This window comes from Variovorax sp. PEI5 (assembly GCF_056679935.1).
In genome coordinates this window covers 147,421-163,798 of the sequence record NZ_JBWXPH010000002.1, presented here as the reverse complement: position 1 = coordinate 163,798, position 16,378 = coordinate 147,421, and the positions used below count along the sequence as shown (strand labels likewise).

Below are 16,378 nucleotides of genomic sequence, written 5' to 3'. Positions count from 1 at the left end.
GGCCTCATGCTTCACGCACCCACACCCATGTGATGGCGGCATTGTCTGCATCGGCGGAGTCGAACATGAGGCGCGAATACATCCGGGGCATGGGCTCACCCGCACGGACCAGTCGCCACCTTTGAGGAGCTTTCATCAGGAGATGGGCCGCCGGATGACTTGGCGGCGGCATGGCTTGCCACCAGCCGCTTCTCGAACAGGGTTGGTCCACACGCAGACTGACGACCGGTGCCTGCAACGCCAGGATCGGAGGGTCCTGGTAATCAGTGTCTATTTCCAGGCCTTGCGCTCGCGACTCGGCTTCTTTCCGTGCGCGAGACTTCTTCAATACCTTGGAGAACTCGGGCCACAGAGCCTTCCAGTTGTCGCGGTCTTGCTCTGAGAAGTGACTACGCATGTATTGCTCTTCCGTTTCGAGCGTCATGGACATGATGTAGGCACCGGGCCACGATGGGTCCATCCGATCGCCATCGCGGTGCATGGAGATATCCATGAATACGCCATTGGCTTGCAGTTTCCAACCGGCATCGTCCAGGGACATCCATTCCTCGAAGGTAGGGGCGTAGCGAACATCCAGAGAACTCGACTTCTTCAGCGTGCTGCGCCCTTTGATGCGGGCCGCGCTGAAGTAATAGTTCTGCCGCCAGCCTGCATCTTGCAAACGTTTGAGAAGGGCCATGATCTCCAGGCGGGCCTCATCATGCGGAATCAAATCAGCAGCGGTGACGCCAAAACTGAAATCCAATTGTTGCATACCACCAGGCAAACGCAGGTCTTCTGTCCCCATCACACCGAGAGCATGATTCACTGAAAAGCTGTGAATTCCGTGAATCACGTTGATTTTCCCGGGACGCGCAATAGGCCAATTCAGATCATAGAAATTCACATCCATTGGCTGCTTGGTTGTGAGAACATTTTCTTGCCCCAGTGCAATGGAAAGATCTTGACCGCTTAAGCCAAGACGCAATATGACTTCTTGCTTCATGGTGTGATGCTTTGGTAAGTCGGCAGGACATGCCGCAGGCTCTGGAGATTGACGTGTGCACCCAGCACATGCCAGACACGCCAGAAATCCGACAATGAGACGAACGATGAGAGGAGCCACGGCGATCAACGCATCATGGGTGGAATAGGGCGAGGCGCTCGGTCGTTGATGTCGATCCAAGATGCGATGATCTGAAGCTCTGCTTCCATATCGAGTTGTCGTTTTTGCATCAAGCCATGGTATTTATTCGCCGCTTTTTCGATCCAGAAAAATCGGGATTTGAAATTTTCGAGCACCATGTCATCCGGTGCGACGGACTTCAATTCCGGATCATCGGTGTCGCATGCTGCCGCGAACACGAGTTGCAGGGTCGGCGATGCCCATTTCACCCAGGCTTTGCGCTGCTGCCGCAGCCACCAGGCAAATTCCTCGTCGTCATAGATCAGAGGCTGCAACACGATTTTTTGCTCGTGCTGCCATCGTCGTCGAAGCAGTTCCAGCCCTTGAACGCCGGGAAATCGGCATCGCTGAACTTGAAGGTTCCCTCGGCATTCAGGTCCGCCCAGACGGTGCCTGTGGCGGTGGGTATCTCGCGCCAATGGGCCGCATGGGCCGGCAACGGGTCGGGACCCAGGTTGCGCCCGAAGCGCAGCAACTCGTACCAGCCGCTGGGACTGCTGAGGGCCTGGGTGGTGGCGTCCAGACTGCCGTGGCGTTCGTTGGCCTTGGCGTACAGGTTGTATTCGAAGTCCTTCGCATGGCAACGCTTGCCGATCGGCTCACCCGATGGGGTGTGGCTGCCGAGGATTGCGCTGCCCATGTCATACGTGATCTGCACCCATTGGGGCTGTGGCAATGCGGGCGCGCCCACACTGGTGGCCGCGCGGACGTGAAGACTCGGCGGCGTGATGCTGGTGGGCGTTCCGGCCGGCAGGTAGACATACATGCTGCCGAAGACACTGTCGGTGCGCCCGTCGGCGCTGGGCGCCACAGGCGCCAACGGATCGGTCCAGGCCGGCGCACGCGGGACGAACTGGCGCAGATTGGCTTCGTCGCAGCAGATTTCGAAGTGGATCTGGCCGCCGTGGCCATAGATCCGCCCGGGTGCTCCGAGTTCGTCCTTGCGGTGGATGTCATCGCCGGCTTCCCATGGCGCATGGCGCTTCGGGCAGTTCGCGATGTGACTCAGGTGCATGTACGCGCTGAAGTAACTGACTTCGGTCGGGGTGGTGCCGGCCGCGCCGATCTCGGTCGTGTGGCGGATGACGACGAAGCCGTCGCTGGTCCACGCCGCGCTCGGCGTGCCATCGCCGAAGGGGTTGTAGTTGAGCGCGTGCGTGACGTCGGCGTTGGGCGTCGTGGGCGCATGCACGTAGACGACCTTGCCATCGGCGATGGCGCGCACGGGCAGGTAACTGCCGTCGGGCTGCGGCGCCTGGATGTGCAGGCCGTTGTGCCAGGCGAGCCTCAGGCTCAGCGGAAAGGAGCCTTCCGGGGCGCCCGTGCTGCTCAGGCGCGAGAGCGGTTGCGCCATCGCGATGTCGAGCCAGGCTTCTTCGCTGAGTTGGGCTCGATCGGGCAGGAAAGGCGGGCTGATGATCATGGGCGTCGCTCAGAAGGAGGCGGAATAAGCTGCGATACGTAGGCGTGCGCATCCAGGATGGCGCGCGGTCGGGTGTAGTCGTAGTCGTAGTCTCGGCTGCCGTAGCTGCCGCGGGTGGTGAGAGCGTCGGTGGGACCGAAGCCGTGGATGTATTCCCGATCGATCTTGTGGCCCAGTGGGTAGAACGGGATGCGGTGGTGAGCGTTGGCATTGGTGCCGATGCCGGTGCCGGCGCTATCGCCGGGACCAGTACTCGTGCTGGTCCTAGGGCCGGTGCCAGTGCCAGTCGGCTGGAACGCCCCCTTGTGGTCGCTCCAGACCAGTCGGTGCACCCCGCCCGAATGCTCGAAGTGATAGTTGATCCCCCACTCCTGCATCAGGCGGGTGATGAACTCGAAGTCGCTCTCGTTGTACTGGACGGTGTAGTCGCGGCGCGGATACGTCTCGATGAGCCGCCGGTCGGCGGCGAAGGCATAGCGCGCGAGCACCGCTTCGATGATCTCGACGGGACTCTGGTCCTGATAGACCCGGCAGTCGGTCGTCAGCGTGGCCAGGTGCAGCCAGGGCCGCAGCGTGAACTCGTACAAGGCGTGGCGGCTGCTCTCGCCGATGAAGCGTGCCCGCGTGATGAGCCCGGAGATCTCACGCTCGCCCGCCCCCTGGTTGGCACCCATCCCACCCGGCATCCCGGGCACAAAGCTGCCATGGCCTTCGAGCTCGATGCCGCAGGTGAGCTCCAGGCCGATGAAGGCGTCCAGATCGAAGTTCGCCCCCTCGCCAGCCTTGAAGTTGTACGCGTCGGGCGTCTGCAGGATCAATCGGTACTCGAACAGGCTGTTGACGCCCTCGCGGCCCGCCAGCTTCAGCGGCACCAGCGCCGGCGCGCCGGCCACTTCGGGGATCGCCGCGCTTCGCACCGTCAAGGCTCGGGGGGCATGGAAAAGAGTCATCGACGCCTCCGGAGACACCTCATCCGATGACGACTCGTGAACTTGGAGTTACATCCATTCACTAAATCTTGCATAAATTAAAGAAGTTTTGGCATACTCTCGAAGCAATTGCTTCGCCCTCGAAAATGAGGAGACGCGCACATCATATGTGAGGCGATCCTTCTCGGACGACATGCCTGTGCTTCCGCTCTGCCGGAAGCAAGCATCCATCGGGCTCCGCGCTCACATGACCTCCAGCTTCGGCCCTGCATCGAGCCGAGCGCTCCCTCACGGTCATGGGGCCGAATCACCCGGCGATCGCCAGCAACGACCGCGCGGACATCGAGATTTGTGTCATTTCGTAGGAGCGGACCGCAGTGGCAGCGGATCCACCTTGGCCTCTGCCTCGTCCCGGCCCGCATGCGCGTCCCGCGTCATCGACGAGCCCAAGATCCGGCGCATCGTCGGGTTCCCGCGGAACGCCGGGGCGGACGAGCCGAGGCTCGGCGCGAGCATCGACCGCCCGCGCATCGACCACGGCATACCATCGCCGACCTCGACTGCATCCACGATGCGAGCCTGAACGGCGCCGGCGAGCTGCGGCTGGGCTTCGAGCGCGTCACCGATCCGCACAAGACCGTGAACGCCCACCGGCCGGCCGATCACCATCGTCGTGGCGGGCCCGGCCGGGGGCGCGACCGATGGCATTGCGCGACGGGTCGCCGCGCGCCCCGGCGTCGCCCTGGGCACCGACGTCGTCGACAACCAGGCCCGACCCTACGACCCGGTGGCGGACTTCGCTCCCCTCGGCTTCATCGGCGGTTCGGCCAGCGTGCTGGTCGTGCCGACCGACGGACCGGGCACCCTGGGGGCCCTGCTCGCGCCCGCCGGCTCCAGCCCCGTCACCTATGGCTCGACGGGCATCGGGGCATCGGGGCATGGCGGGCGCGGTGGCGCCGTACTTCGCGGCCGGCCGGCTCAGGCCGCTGGCGGTGGCCTCGAACCAGCGCAGCCGCTTCTTCCCCGATGTGCCGACCTTCAAGGAACTGAACTCCCCCTCGGTGGTGCGGGAGGGATGGTTCGGCCTGTTCGCCGCCGCCGGCACGCCGGCCGAGGTCGTGAAGCGGCTCAACGGGCATCTGAACCAGGCCCTGGCCGATCCCACCGTGCGCAGCGGGCGGGAACATCGGCATGTCGAGGTGGGCACGCCCGGCGGCCCGGACCGGTTCAGGTCCTGCGTCGCGAAGGAAGCGACGCACTGGAGCAAGGTGGTGGCCGACTCGGGCGTGAAGGCCGAACAGGTCGAACGGGCCGGATCGGCGTCGGCCTCAGACCCGCGTCGCGCCGACCGCTCCGACGGCGTCGAACAATGCGCGGATGGTCCGCTCCTCGATGCGCCGGGTGATGAAGACCAGCCGCGAGCGCCGGTCGTCGCTGGGCCAGCGATCGAGCTTGACCGCCGGATGCATGACATGCTGCACGCCCTGCACCACCACCGGTTCGCCCTCGACATTGACGATGCCCTTCAGGCGCAGCAGGTCGGTCCCGCGCAGGCCGATCAGCAGGTCCAGCGCGGCGGCGAAGGTGCGCCAGTCGAAGGGCTCGTCGAAACGCAGGCTCAACGTGCGGATGGCGGGATCGTGCCGGTTGGGCAGGCGGCCACCCAGGTAGGCGCCGCCGTCGCCGTCGCCGTCGCCATCGCCACTGCCCTCGCCCGGCGCCCCGGCGGGCGCGGCCGCCGGCTCCAGCTCGCCCAGGAAGCGCAGCGTGCCCGGCCCGGCGCGGGAACTGCCCAGCCCCAGGCCGACCAGCTCGGCGGGCTCGATCTCGCCCATCACGCTGTGCCGGACGGCGGCGTGGGCGTTGATCTCCCGCAGCGACGCCACCAGCGCCGCGACCTGCCCGGGCGTGGCGAGATCCTCCTTCGAGACCACGATCAGGTCGGCCACCGCCGCCTGCTTGGCCGCCTCGGGCTGCTCGCGCAGCTGACCGGCGCCATTGACCGCGTCGACCAGCGTGACCACGCCGTCGAGCCGGTACTGCGCCCCCAGCATGGTGTCGCTGGCCAGGGTCTGGATCACCGGCGCGGGATCGGCCAGGCCGGTGGTCTCGATGACCACGCGATCGAAATCCGGGATCTGGCCGGCGCGCCGCTGGCCGAACAGCTCGCGCAGGGTGTCCTGCAGGTCGGTGCGCACGGTGCAGCACAGGCAGCCGTTGGCCAGCAGGCTGACGTTCTCCGACGACATCGTGACCAGGTCGTGGTCGATGCCGATCTCGCCGACCTCGTTGATCACCACCGCCACCCGGTTCATCCCCGGATGCCTGAGCAGGCGCGCGATCAGGGTCGTCTTGCCACTGCCGAGGAAACCGGTGATCAGGGTCACCGGCAGCTTGCCGGCCAGCGCGTCGCGTTCGAACGCCGCCACGGCTCAGACCGTCATCTCGAGGATGTACAGCCCGCCGGCGAAGCGGTCGACGGTGTAGACGATGCGGCGGTCGTCGACATAGACGTCGTTGAGCTGGATGGCGCCGGCCGGCGACAGCTTGGGCGCGCCCGGCACGTAGTAGGCGACCTCCTCGACGCGATAGGGATCGGTGGTGTCGTAGACCCGCACGCCGCCGTTGAAGAAGGTGCCGATCATCAGCGTATCGGACTGGAAGGACACCGGCAGCGGCAGGTTCTCGTGCAGGTTGTGGGCGCCGAAGCGGCCTCCGCGCCGCTTGAATTGCTCGGGCGGCGGCATCGGGAAGGTGCTGATGGGCAACGGATTGGCCTCCGAGCGGGCATCGACCACCCAGACCAGCTTGGGCCAGTCGGCGCCATCGTCCTGCACGCATTCGTCGGTGACGATCCACAGCCCGCGATCGAACAATGGCAGCACCGTGTGGGTGAAGCCATTGAACGGCGGCGAGTGGTTCCACTTGGAGACCACCTTGATGTCGGCCGGGTCCGAAATGTCCAGCACCACCGCCCCGCCGTCGATGTAGCCGACGAAGGCGCGATCGGGCCGCTGCGGGAACACATTGGTGTTGTGGGCGCGAAAGCCCGTGTCGAACCGGGGCGGCAGGCGCGGCGGCTGCGGCACGGTGTCGCCCTTGCGCGTGCCGGGCATCCACCAGCGCCCGGCCTCCACCGGCCGCGTGAGATCGCTGACGTCGATGATCCGGTAGAACTGGTCGTCGCGCTGGTTGTGCGGCTCGAAGTCCGGCGCGCCACTGGCCATGTGCACCGTCTTGCCGTCGACGAACCACAGCGCGTGCACGCCGCGCGAGCAGGGGCCGGAGCAGTCGAAGTGCGACAGCAGGCGCGGCTCCTCCGGCACGCTGATGTCGAACAGCTCGAAGCCCGCCGGCTTCATGCCGGGCTCCACCACCTGGTAGGCCACCGCCATCACGTTGCCCACCACGTCCAGCGAGTTGGAACGCACCTTCATGTGCGGCAGCTCGGTCTGCACCACCATCCGCGGCTGCCGCGGATCGGTGACATCGACGCCGGTGAAGTTCTTCGGCGCCGACTCGTGCGCCAGCCAGAGGATGCGCCGGCCGTCGTCGGTCTGCTGCATGGCGATGCCCTCGCCCAGACCCCCGAAGCCGCCCAGCTCGTGGTGCGCCAGCAGCTTCATGTTGTGGGCCAGCGTCTGGTCCGCGCGCCCGGCCTGCGCCGGCATGTCCAACATCGTCATGGTTGCTCCTGTTTCTAATTTATCGATCGATAGTATATAGTCCATTGCCACTACAAGACCGAGAGCCGGCCACCGGCAGGAGACAAGGACATGAGCTTCAAGCATTGCGCTCGCATTGCCATGGGTGTTTTCGTGATGGCCGCGCTGGCGCTGCCGGCCGTGGCGCAGACCTTTCCGTCCCAGCCCGTGCGGCTGGTCGTGACCTATCCGCCCGGCGGCGCCTCCGATGTCATGGGGCGGCTCATGGGGCAGAAGCTGGGGGAGCTCTGGAAGCAGACCGTACTGATCGAGAACCGTCCCGGCGCCGCCGGCGCCATCGGCACCGAGTACGCGGCGCGCCAGCCGGCCGATGGCTACACCTTCCTGATGGGCAACATGGGGCCCTCGCTCATCACGCCGCTGCTCTCCAAGGTGCCCTTCGACCTGAGGAAGGACTTCCAGCCGGTCTCGCTGATCGCCACCGGCCCCTGCGTGCTGGTGGTCAACGCCAAGTCGCCCTACCGGACGCTGGACGACCTGATCGCCGCGGCGCGCACCCAGCCGCTGAACTTCGGCTCCGGCGGCGCCGGCAACATGGCGCAGCTGGTGGGCGAGATGATCAACCATTCAGCGAAGGTCAGGATGCAGCACGTGCCCTACAAGGGCGGCATCGCGGCCGTCAACGACCTGCTCGCGGGGATGATCGACATGGTGGCGGCCGATCCGCAGGCGGTGATGCAGCACATCAAGGCCGGCACCCTGCGGCCGCTGGCCGTGACCAGCGAGAAGCGCTTCGCGATGCTGCCCGACGTCCCCTCCTTCGCCGAGAAGGGCATGAGCGACATCGTCGCGCTGAACTCCTGGGGCGTGTACCTGCCGGCGGCGACGCCGCGTCCGGTGGTCGACCAGTACAAGGCGGCGATCGACCGGATCATGGTCGACCCCGAACTGGTGCGCCGCTTCGGCGAGCTGGGCGTCGATGCGCTGCATTCGTCGGCGGCGGAGCTGCAGGCCTTCAACACCGCCGAGACCGCGAAGTTCGGCCGGATCATCCGCGAGCAGGGCATCAAGGCCGACTGAGACGGCGGCGCGGCGCGGGCGCCGCCGCGGGGCGCTGGAGTTTAATGGCGCCCGTGGTCACCTCCTCCAAATCCCTCCCGACGCCGCCGCCGGTCCCGGCCGAGCGCGTCAAGAAACCGCGACTGCGCGCCGAAGAGCGCCAGCAGCAGATCCTCCATGGCGCCATCCGCTACTTCTCCGAGATGGGCTTCGCCGGCCAGACGCGCGAACTCTCGCGCCGCCTGGGCATCACGCAGCCTCTCCTCTATCGCTACTTCAAGTCCAAGAAGGACCTGATCGACAAGGTCTACGTGCACGTGTTCATGGGGCGCTGGCAGCCGCAATGGATCGTCGCGCTGCGCGACCGGACGACGCCGCTGGAGACGCGCCTGATCCAGTTCTACCAGGACTACGCCCGCGCCACCTACCAGCCCGAATGGATCCGGATCTACATGTTCGCCGGCCTGGAGAGCAGCGACCTCAACCGTCGCTACCTGCAGCTGCTGAAGAAGGAACTGCTGATCCCGTGCTGCCAGGAACTGCGCGTCCACTGCGGCATCACGCAGACCGACATCGAGATCTCGGAGCAGGAGATCGAGTTCTACTGGACCCTGCACGACGGCCTGTTCTACACCGCCATCCGCGAGACGATCTACCAGTCGCCCATGGCCATCAGCTTCGACGAGAAGGTCCGGATGGCGGTGGGCAACTTCCTCGCCGGCGCGCGCGTCACGCTGCCCAGGCTGGTCGCCCGCCAGCAGGGCACGACGACGCCGGCCCTCCCGGCCGCCCCGGCCCGCAAGCGCGCGGCAGCGGCGAAGTCGACGGCCGGCAAGTAGCGCGTCCCGCGCGGGATAACCCTCGACGCCAAACATCGCGCGGGCGCTACGATCCTTTTTTGATCGATTGCTCAATTAATTGGGGTCGATCGGGGAAGAACAAGGAGACGCCATGAGACTCGCCCGACCGATCGCGCTGCTGCTCGCCGGCCTGCTGGCCACGCTTCCCACGCTCCGGGCCGCCGCCGCGCCCTACCCGGAGCGGCCGGTGCGCCTGATCGTGCCATCGGCGGCGGGCGGCGCGGCCGACTTCTTCTCGCGCATCCTGATGGTGCCGCTGGGCCAGGCGCTCGGCCAGCCGATCGTGATCGAGAACAAGGCCGGCGCCTCGGGCACGATCGGCGCCGGCATGGTGGCCAAGGCGCCACCGGACGGCCTCACGCTGCTGATGGCGCAGTCGACCAGCGTGGCCATCGCGCCGCATCTCTACAGGAAGGTCGGCTACGACACGCTGACCGACTTCGCGCCGGTCAGCCTGGTGGCCCTGGTGCCCAACATCCTGGTGGTTCATCCACAGGTGCCCGTGACCAGCGTCAAGGAGCTGATCGCGCTGGCGCGCAGCCAGCCGCGCACGCTCAACTTCGCCTCCGCCGGCAGTGGCGCGCCCAGCCACCTGGCCGGCGAGATGTTCAACGGCATGGCCGGCGTGCAGATGGTGCACGTGGCCTACAAGGGCGCCGGCCCGGCGGTCAACGCGTTGCTCGCCAACGAGGTGCAGATGATGTTCGCGCCCATCGTGGCCGTGCTGCCGCACGTCAAGGCCGGGCGGCTGCGCGCCATCGCCCTGACATCGGCGCAGCCCTCGGCCAGCGTCCCGGGCCTGCCGACCATCGCGCAGGCCGGCCTGCCGGGCTACGAGATCAGTTCCTGGTTCGGCCTCTTCGCGCCGGCCGGCACGCCCCGGGACATCGTCGACCGCCTGCAGAAGGAGACGGCGCTGATCGTCAGGTCACCGGAGATCAGGGAGCGCTTCGCCCTCGAGGGAGCCGAGGCGGTCGGCGATTCGCCGGCCGAGTTCTCGGCCTTCGTCAGGACCGAATACGCGCGCTTCGAGAAGCTCGTCAAGGACGCCGGCATCGCGCTCGAATGAGCGTCGCGCCGCATCCGGCACCCCCACCCGTCCGCGGGCCGCGACCCGCATCCTTCAGGAGAACACCATGACCACCCCACAGCAGTCCCCCACCGCCGACATCCCGCTCGCCAAGGCCAGGAACGAAGGCGCGGTGGTCGCCGGCGACGGCCGCTACATCTTCAACCTCCAGGAGATGGCCGGCATGGACGCCGGCCGTGGCTACTCGACCGCCTTCGGCCCGGTGGTCGAGGGCGAGCGCATGCAGGTCGGACTGATCCAGAAGGCCCGGGGCACCGGCGCGCGGCCGCACACCCATCCCAACGAGCAGTGGAACTTCATCGTCAAGGGCACGCTGCGCGTGAAGGTCGGCGACCAGCCCGAGCAGCTCTGCGGCCCCGGCACGGTGCTGTACTTCCCGGCCCACATCGTGCACTCCACCGTCGCCACCGCCGACGAGGACGTGGTCTTCTTCACCGTCAAGGACCTGTCGCATGGCATCCATGGCCAGGCCGTCGACGGCCGCGCCACGGGGGGTCATTTCGACGTCTGACGCCATCGATGACGCCGCCGCCCTCACGTATGATCTTCAATTTATCAATGGATCACCGGCGCGCCTCGGCGTGACGGTCGGGAGAACGACTTGACATCGACGACGACGGCGCTCCGCAGGGTGGGCGTGCTGGGCCTGGGGATCATGGGCTCGGCCATGACGGCCAACCTGATCCGTGGCGGCTTCGAGGTGAGCGGCTACGACCCCGTGGCGGCGGCGCGGCGGCAACTCGCGGCCGATGGCGGGCGGGCCCTGCCGGACGCAGCGTCGGTGATCCGCGCGGCCGACGTGCTGCTGCTGTCGCTGCCGGGCGAGCGCGTGCTCGACGACCTCGTCGCCGACATCCTGGCCGCCGGCACTCCCGGGCTGGTCGTGATCGAGACCAGCACGCTGGCGGTGGCCGCCAAGCAGCGCGCGCACGACGCGCTGAGGGCGCGCGACATCGTCCTGCTGGACTGCCCGATCTCCGGCACCGGCGCCCAGGCGGTCACGCGCGACCTCGCGGTCTATGCCAGCGGCGACGCGGCGGCCATCGCGGCGGTGCGGCCGGTGCTCGATGCCTTCGCGCGCGCGACCCATGTGATCGGCGGCTTCGGCAAGGGCATGCACATGAAGCTGATGGCCAACCTGCTGGTGTCGATCCACAACCTCTCGACGGCCGAGGCGCTGCTGCTGGGCCGGCGCATGGGCATCGACCTCGACACGGCGATCGCGGTCCTGTCCGATGGCGCCGGCGGCTCCCGCATGCTGGAGGTGCGCGGCCCGCTGATGAGCCATCGCACCTGGGACCAGGCCACCATGAAGGTGTCGACCTGGCAGAAGGACATCGCGCTGATCGTCGCCGCGCTGGCCGAGGGCCGGGTGCCCGCGCCGCTCTTCAATGCCGCGATCCCCATCTACAACGCCGCCATGGGCATGGGCCTGGGCGATGCCGACACCGCCGCCGTCTTCCACGTGCTGGAGCGGATGTCGAGCCACGAGCCATCGGCGCGATCGGAGTAGGCGGCCGCTTCCGCCCACCGCCACGACGGGCGCCGCCGTCTTGCGCCAGCGCAAGGTGGCGACGCCGGGGCGCCGGGACAATCGCAGGCGTCTCCCCGGCCTCGCGCCGACCCTCTCGAAGTCTCGAAGGACCGGCGCGTCGCGCGGGGCCGGTACGACCCCATCCTTCCTCCCCACCGTGGCCGCTCTCGGTTCCATCCTGGTCCATCTCGACGCCACGGCCTGCGCGGAGGTCCGCCTGCGCATCGCGCACGAACTGGCGGCCGCCCATCGTGCCCGGCTCGACGTCCTATTCGCGGTCTCGCCGCCGCGCCTGTCGCTGGCCTGGAGCGAGATCGGCCTGGACGCCCATCGGCTGGCCCTGCACCTGCACCGGCACGCGCGGCAGCGGGCCCGGACGCTGGCCGCGTTCGAGCGCCTGCAGGGCACCGGCGTGCCGGCCGCCTCCTGGACGCATGCCTGGCACGAACCGGTCGTGGCCGCGGTGGCGCGCCGCGCCTGGCTGTCGGATCTGGTGGTGCTGGGCCAGCATGATCCCCGCGACGCCGCCGCCGCCGACCTGCCGGAGGGCTTCGTCGAAGCGGTCCTGACGGAGAGCGGGCGGCCGGTGCTGATCATTCCGCGCCACGGCCTGGTGGTCGCCCGGCCGGCGCGGGTGCTGATCGCCTGGCGCGAGACCCGCGCCACGGCGCAGGCACTCGTCGCGGCCCTGCCCTTCATGCGGCAGGCCAGCGAGATCCTGCTGGTGGGCACCTGGCCGGCGACACCCCACGACCCGCCGCAGCCCGGACTCGACATCGAGAGTTTTCTGAAACTGCATGGCGTGAGCATCGACCACCGGCATCCGCCCCTGCGCGCCGCGCTGACCGGGGACGACCTGCTGCAGGTCGCCCACGACGTCGCCGCGCAGCTGATCGTCATGGGCTGCTCCGAGCGCGAGCGCCTGCGCCGGCTGGCCTGCGACGAGGCCACGCGCACCGTGCTGACCCGGGCGCGCACCGTCGTGCTGGCGATGCGCTGAGCCCTCCCCGGAGGGTCGCCGGACCCGAGGCTTGACCTGGATCAAGGCCGTCGGCCGGTCACGGGCCTAGGCTGGGGGCTCCACCGCAAACGCCCGAAGGACTCCCCCATGTTCCACAAGATCCTCGTCGCGACCGACGGCTCGGCGCTGTCGCTGAAGGCCGTCGATGCCGCCCTGTCGCTGGCCCGCCGGGAGGGCGCCGAGGTCGTGGCGCTGACGGTGGTGCCCCGCTATCCGATGAGTTTCCTCGACGGCGCGATGACCTATTCGCCCGAGGAGATCGCGCGCACCGAGAAGCGCTGGGCCGACGACGCGCAGGCCATGCTCGAGACCGTCGCGCGCGCCGGCGCGGCCGCCGGCACCCGCGTGACCACGGAGACCGTCAGCTCCGACCACGTGGCCGACGCGCTGCTGGCCGCGGCCCGCAAGCACGGCAGCGATCTGATCGTGATGGCCTCGCATGGCCGCAAGGGCATCCGCAAGCTGCTGCTGGGCAGCGAGACCCAGCATGTGCTCACGCACACCGAGCTGCCGGTGCTGATCCTGCGCTGAATCCGAGTGCCGATCCGGCGGGCGGGGGACGTCCCGACTTGCGTCACCCCATTGAATTAACCCAAAATGGTTAATTCAATGGAGGTCCCTACCGGGTTCCCACCGCATGAACGACGCCCCTCACATCGCGGTCCTGGACGACGAGGTCGACATCACGGTGCTGCTGGCCGGCTACCTGCAGAGCCATGGCTTCCGCGTCACGCAACTGCACGGCGGCGCCGCGCTGACCGAACTCATGGCGCGCGATCCGGCCGATCTGGTGCTGCTCGACCTGGGCCTGCCCGGGGAGGATGGTTTCGCCATCGCGCGGCGGATCCGCGAGAACTGGGGTTGCGGCCTGGTCATCGTCACCGGCCGGGGCGACGCGGTGGACAAGGTGGTCGGGCTGGAGGTGGGGGCCGACGACTATGTGACCAAGCCCTTCGACCTGCGCGAACTGGTGGCGCGCGTGAAGGCCGTGCTGCGGCGCCTGACGGTGGCATCGATGCCACCGGCCAGCCAGGCGGGCATGGCGGGATCGGAGGACCGGCTGCGCTTCGCCGGCTGGCAGCTCGACCTCGCCGCGCGCAGCCTGCTCAACCCGCGGGGCGAGGAGGTCCGCCTGACCGGTGGCGAGTTCGACCTGCTGCGGACCTTCACGCGCCATCCCGGTCGCGTGCTGTCGCGCGACTTCCTGCTGGCGCAGACCCGCCGGCGCGAGAGCGGCCCCTTCGACCGCACGATCGATGTCCAGGTCGGCCGGCTGCGCCGCAAGATCGAGGTCGACATCGAAGCGCCGCGCCTCATCAAGTCGGTCCGGGGCGCGGGCTACATCCTGGTGCCAGCGGTGCTGCATGGCTGACGAGGTCGCGCACGACCCGCAGGCCTGGCGCGCCGGACCGATGCGCGACCTGCCCTCGGAGGTGGCCGAGGGCAGCATCTTCCGCGCGCTGTTCTTCGCCTACCCCGACTCGCTGCTGGTGGTGGACCGATCCGGGCGCATCCTGCTGGCCAATCCCTCGGCCGCCGCGCTGCTGGGCTACACCGAGGCGGAACTGCTGACCCTGAACGTGGACGCGCTGGTGCCCGACGGCATCCGCCCACGCCACGCCGCCGACCGCGAGGCCTATGGCCGCGCGCCGCGTCCGCGCCCCATGGGCACCCACACCGAGCTGATGGCCAAGCGCAAGGATGGCGGCGTGGTGATGGTCGAGATCGCGCTGAGTCCGGTGCAGGATCGCGGCCAGCTGTTCATCGTCGCCGCCATCCGCGACATCGGCGTCTATCCGCGCGTGCGGCAGGCATTGCGGCGCGCCCGCTACAGCGAGCACCTGGCGCAGCTCGGCCGGCTGGCGGTCGACACGCGCGATCTGCAGAACATGCTGCGGCACGTGCCGGAGATCATGGCCGCGGCGCTGCAGGTGGAGGTGGCGGCGGTCTGGCTGCTGGACCGCGATCGCCGCGATTTCCAGATCGCCAGCGGTGTCGGCGCGGTCGCGGGCGAGGAGGTCGGCGCGCGCGTCGCCAACGATCCCGGCACGCCGGCGGGCTACCTGTGCGCCCGGGGCGAGCCGGTGCTGACGGCGGACTACGCCACCGAGGACCGCTTCCCGGTGCCGCGCGCCTGTCTCGATGCGTCCCTGCGCAGCGCGATCGCGGTGCCGCTCAACGACATGGGCCGCGTGACCGGCCTGCTGCTGGCGCGATCGACCACCCCGGGGCGCTTCGGCGACGAGGAGGTGCGCTTCCTGGAAGCGCTCTCCAGCCTGCTGGTCACCAGCCTGCAGCGCGTGCAGACCGAGGAGGAACTGCACCACGCGCGCCGGCTGGAGAGCGTCGGCCGGCTCACCGGCGGCATCGCGCACGACTTCAACAACCTGCTGACCGTGATCCAGGGCAACCTGCAGGTGCTGCAGGAACTGCCGGAGCTGGTGCACGACGCCCAGGCCCGGCAGCTGCTGGGCGCCGCCACCCGCGCCTCGCGGCGCGGCGCGGAGCTCACCGGCAAGCTGCTGGCCTTCTCCCGGCGGCAGGTGCTGCAGCCCGTCGCCGTCGACACGCAGGCGCTGCTGCACTCGCTCGCCGGCATGCTGCGCCGCACGCTCGACCAGCGCATCCGCATCGAGATCGAGGCGGCGCCGCAGCGGCTCCACGTGCGGGCCGACCCGGGCCAGCTGGAATCGGCGCTCCTGAACATCGCCATCAACGCCCGCGACGCCATGCCCGAGGGCGGCACGCTGCGCTTCGCCAGCCGGATCCGCGACCCCCTGCCCGCCGCGCCACGCGAGGATCGCCATGGCGGGGACCGCGCGGCCGCATCCGGCGGCGGCTTCGTCGCCCTCTCGATCTCCGACAGCGGCATCGGCATGCCCGAGGCGGTCCGGGAACGCGCCTTCGAGCCCTTCTTCACCACCAAGGAGACCGGACGCGGCACCGGGCTCGGCCTGAGCACGGTGCATGGTTTCGCCAGCCAGTCGCAGGGCAGCGTGGCGATCGACAGCGAACCGGGGCGGGGCACCACGGTCACGCTCTACCTGCCCCGGGCCGATCCCGAGGGCGCCGGCGACGGCGTCGCGCCCGGCCCGGCCCGCCCCGAGCCGGTGCTGCCGCCCGGCCTGCGCGTGCTGCTGGTCGAGGACGATGCCGAGGTGCGCGCCGTCATCGAGACCTTCCTGCACCAGCTGGACTGCCGGGTGCTGGCCGTCGCCACGGCCGAGCAGGCCCTGCCGGCGCTGGACCGGGCGGCACCGCCCTTCGACCTGCTGCTCAGCGACATCGCCCTGGGCGCCGGCCTGCGCGGCACCGGCCTGGCCGACGAGGCGCAGCGCCGCCGCCCGGCCCTGGCGGTGCTGCTGATGTCGGGCTACTCGCCGGCGCTGGAAGGCGGCGAGCGATCCACCGGCCGGCGGCGCGAGGTGCTGCGCAAGCCCTGCACGCGCTCGGCGCTGGCGCGCGCCATGGCGAACGCGCTGGCCGGGCACGCCTGAGACGCCCGGCACGCGGTGGCCGGCCGCCGCGCGTCGGATCCGGCGCGCATCCATTTCGAAAGTTGACCTGCATCAAGCCCGGGAACGCCGACGTTCCTAACCTTGCCTCCATCGCAGCCCGCAGCCCCGCACCTC

Annotated in this window: 16 protein-coding genes and 1 pseudogene; 10 read left to right on the top strand and 7 right to left on the bottom strand. The window is 68.8% G+C overall.

Going from position 1 to position 16,378, the window contains the following annotated elements:
* Positions 1–4: 4 nt before the first annotated feature.
* The 5 genes from AC1MLT_RS17245 to AC1MLT_RS17225 all read right to left on the bottom strand — a co-directional run bounded on the left by AC1MLT_RS17245 (position 5) and on the right by AC1MLT_RS17225 (position 4,225).
* Positions 5–985, bottom strand: a complete 981-nt coding sequence (locus tag AC1MLT_RS17245; protein WP_481035278.1) for a hypothetical protein — start codon at positions 983–985, stop codon at positions 5–7.
* 125 nt (positions 986–1,110) lie between these two features.
* The gene (locus AC1MLT_RS17240) at positions 1,111–1,443 is read right to left on the bottom strand and encodes a DUF2515 family protein (protein WP_481035276.1); all 333 of its coding nucleotides are present in this window, start codon (positions 1,441–1,443) and stop codon (positions 1,111–1,113) included.
* Positions 1,428–2,588 (bottom strand): M23 family metallopeptidase, encoded by a 1,161-nt coding sequence (locus AC1MLT_RS17235; RefSeq protein WP_481035275.1) that lies wholly within the window; start codon positions 2,586–2,588, stop codon positions 1,428–1,430. The genes AC1MLT_RS17240 and AC1MLT_RS17235 overlap by 16 nt, the downstream gene beginning before the upstream one ends.
* Complete coding sequence (locus AC1MLT_RS17230) at positions 2,585–3,505, bottom strand: type VI secretion system Vgr family protein (protein ID WP_481035840.1); 921 nt, start codon at positions 3,503–3,505, stop codon at positions 2,585–2,587. The genes AC1MLT_RS17235 and AC1MLT_RS17230 overlap by 4 nt, the downstream gene beginning before the upstream one ends.
* Before the next feature lie 366 nt (positions 3,506–3,871).
* Complete coding sequence (locus AC1MLT_RS17225) at positions 3,872–4,225, bottom strand: hypothetical protein (protein ID WP_481035274.1); 354 nt, start codon at positions 4,223–4,225, stop codon at positions 3,872–3,874.
* Here AC1MLT_RS17225 and AC1MLT_RS17220 point away from each other — a divergent pair.
* Positions 4,219–4,725: pseudogene (locus AC1MLT_RS17220) on the top strand (tripartite tricarboxylate transporter substrate-binding protein); the annotation flags it as partial. The gene AC1MLT_RS17225 and the pseudogene AC1MLT_RS17220 sit on opposite strands and share 7 nt — an antisense overlap.
* Positions 4,726–4,845: 120 nt before the next feature.
* Here AC1MLT_RS17220 and AC1MLT_RS17215 read toward each other — a convergent pair.
* Both AC1MLT_RS17215 and AC1MLT_RS17210 read right to left on the bottom strand, forming a co-directional pair.
* Complete coding sequence (locus tag AC1MLT_RS17215; RefSeq protein WP_481035272.1) at positions 4,846–5,946, bottom strand: CobW family GTP-binding protein; 1,101 nt, start codon at positions 5,944–5,946, stop codon at positions 4,846–4,848.
* A gap of 3 nt (positions 5,947–5,949) precedes the next feature.
* Complete coding sequence (locus tag AC1MLT_RS17210; RefSeq protein WP_481035271.1) at positions 5,950–7,203, bottom strand: LVIVD repeat-containing protein; 1,254 nt, start codon at positions 7,201–7,203, stop codon at positions 5,950–5,952.
* A 90-nt stretch (positions 7,204–7,293) separates the two neighbouring features.
* Between AC1MLT_RS17210 and AC1MLT_RS17205 the strand changes: the two genes are divergently transcribed.
* The 9 genes from AC1MLT_RS17205 (at position 7,294) to AC1MLT_RS17165 (ending at position 16,243) form a co-directional block, all read left to right on the top strand.
* Positions 7,294–8,262 carry a Bug family tripartite tricarboxylate transporter substrate binding protein gene (locus tag AC1MLT_RS17205; RefSeq protein ID WP_481035269.1) on the top strand — a complete coding sequence of 323 codons (969 nt, stop codon included), beginning with the start codon at positions 7,294–7,296 and terminating at the stop codon, positions 8,260–8,262.
* Positions 8,263–8,315: 53 nt separating this feature from the next.
* Positions 8,316–9,080, top strand: a complete 765-nt coding sequence (locus AC1MLT_RS17200) for a TetR/AcrR family transcriptional regulator (protein WP_481035268.1) — start codon at positions 8,316–8,318, stop codon at positions 9,078–9,080.
* A 112-nt stretch (positions 9,081–9,192) separates the two neighbouring features.
* On the top strand, positions 9,193–10,170 hold the full coding sequence (locus tag AC1MLT_RS17195) for a Bug family tripartite tricarboxylate transporter substrate binding protein (RefSeq protein ID WP_481035267.1): 978 nt from the start codon (positions 9,193–9,195) through the stop codon (positions 10,168–10,170).
* 67 nt (positions 10,171–10,237) lie between these two features.
* Positions 10,238–10,702 carry a cupin domain-containing protein gene (locus AC1MLT_RS17190; RefSeq protein ID WP_481035266.1) on the top strand — a complete coding sequence of 155 codons (465 nt, stop codon included), beginning with the start codon at positions 10,238–10,240 and terminating at the stop codon, positions 10,700–10,702.
* 90 nt (positions 10,703–10,792) lie between these two features.
* On the top strand, positions 10,793–11,704 hold the full coding sequence (locus tag AC1MLT_RS17185; RefSeq protein ID WP_481035264.1) for an NAD(P)-dependent oxidoreductase: 912 nt from the start codon (positions 10,793–10,795) through the stop codon (positions 11,702–11,704).
* A 178-nt stretch (positions 11,705–11,882) separates the two neighbouring features.
* The gene (locus AC1MLT_RS17180) at positions 11,883–12,725 is read left to right on the top strand and encodes a universal stress protein (RefSeq protein WP_481035262.1); all 843 of its coding nucleotides are present in this window, start codon (positions 11,883–11,885) and stop codon (positions 12,723–12,725) included.
* A 108-nt stretch (positions 12,726–12,833) separates the two neighbouring features.
* Positions 12,834–13,277, top strand: a complete 444-nt coding sequence (locus tag AC1MLT_RS17175) for a universal stress protein (protein ID WP_481035260.1) — start codon at positions 12,834–12,836, stop codon at positions 13,275–13,277.
* Between the two features lie 106 nt (positions 13,278–13,383).
* Positions 13,384–14,118: a response regulator gene (locus AC1MLT_RS17170; RefSeq protein ID WP_481035258.1), complete on the top strand. Its 735-nt coding sequence runs from the start codon at positions 13,384–13,386 to the stop codon at positions 14,116–14,118.
* Complete coding sequence (locus AC1MLT_RS17165; RefSeq protein WP_481035257.1) at positions 14,111–16,243, top strand: PAS domain S-box protein; 2,133 nt, start codon at positions 14,111–14,113, stop codon at positions 16,241–16,243. Before AC1MLT_RS17170 ends, AC1MLT_RS17165 begins: the two co-directional genes overlap by 8 nt.
* The last annotated feature ends 135 nt before the right edge of the window (positions 16,244–16,378 follow it).

What these genes read in the sequence shown, in the direction of transcription:
- AC1MLT_RS17245 (WP_481035278.1), bottom strand. Translation starts at nt 985, where the DNA reads ATGAAGCAAGAAGTCATATTGCGTCTTGGCTTAAGCGGTCAAGATCTT.
- AC1MLT_RS17235 (WP_481035275.1), bottom strand. Translation starts at nt 2,588, where the DNA reads ATGATCATCAGCCCGCCTTTCCTGCCCGATCGAGCCCAACTCAGCGAA.
- AC1MLT_RS17225 (WP_481035274.1), bottom strand. Translation starts at nt 4,225, where the DNA reads ATGCCATCGGTCGCGCCCCCGGCCGGGCCCGCCACGACGATGGTGATC.
- AC1MLT_RS17210 (WP_481035271.1), bottom strand. Translation starts at nt 7,203, where the DNA reads ATGACGATGTTGGACATGCCGGCGCAGGCCGGGCGCGCGGACCAGACG.
- AC1MLT_RS17205 (WP_481035269.1), top strand. Translation starts at nt 7,294, where the DNA reads ATGAGCTTCAAGCATTGCGCTCGCATTGCCATGGGTGTTTTCGTGATG.
- AC1MLT_RS17195 (WP_481035267.1), top strand. Translation starts at nt 9,193, where the DNA reads ATGAGACTCGCCCGACCGATCGCGCTGCTGCTCGCCGGCCTGCTGGCC.
- AC1MLT_RS17190 (WP_481035266.1), top strand. Translation starts at nt 10,238, where the DNA reads ATGACCACCCCACAGCAGTCCCCCACCGCCGACATCCCGCTCGCCAAG.
- AC1MLT_RS17175 (WP_481035260.1), top strand. Translation starts at nt 12,834, where the DNA reads ATGTTCCACAAGATCCTCGTCGCGACCGACGGCTCGGCGCTGTCGCTG.
- AC1MLT_RS17170 (WP_481035258.1), top strand. Translation starts at nt 13,384, where the DNA reads ATGAACGACGCCCCTCACATCGCGGTCCTGGACGACGAGGTCGACATC.
- AC1MLT_RS17165 (WP_481035257.1), top strand. Translation starts at nt 14,111, where the DNA reads ATGGCTGACGAGGTCGCGCACGACCCGCAGGCCTGGCGCGCCGGACCG.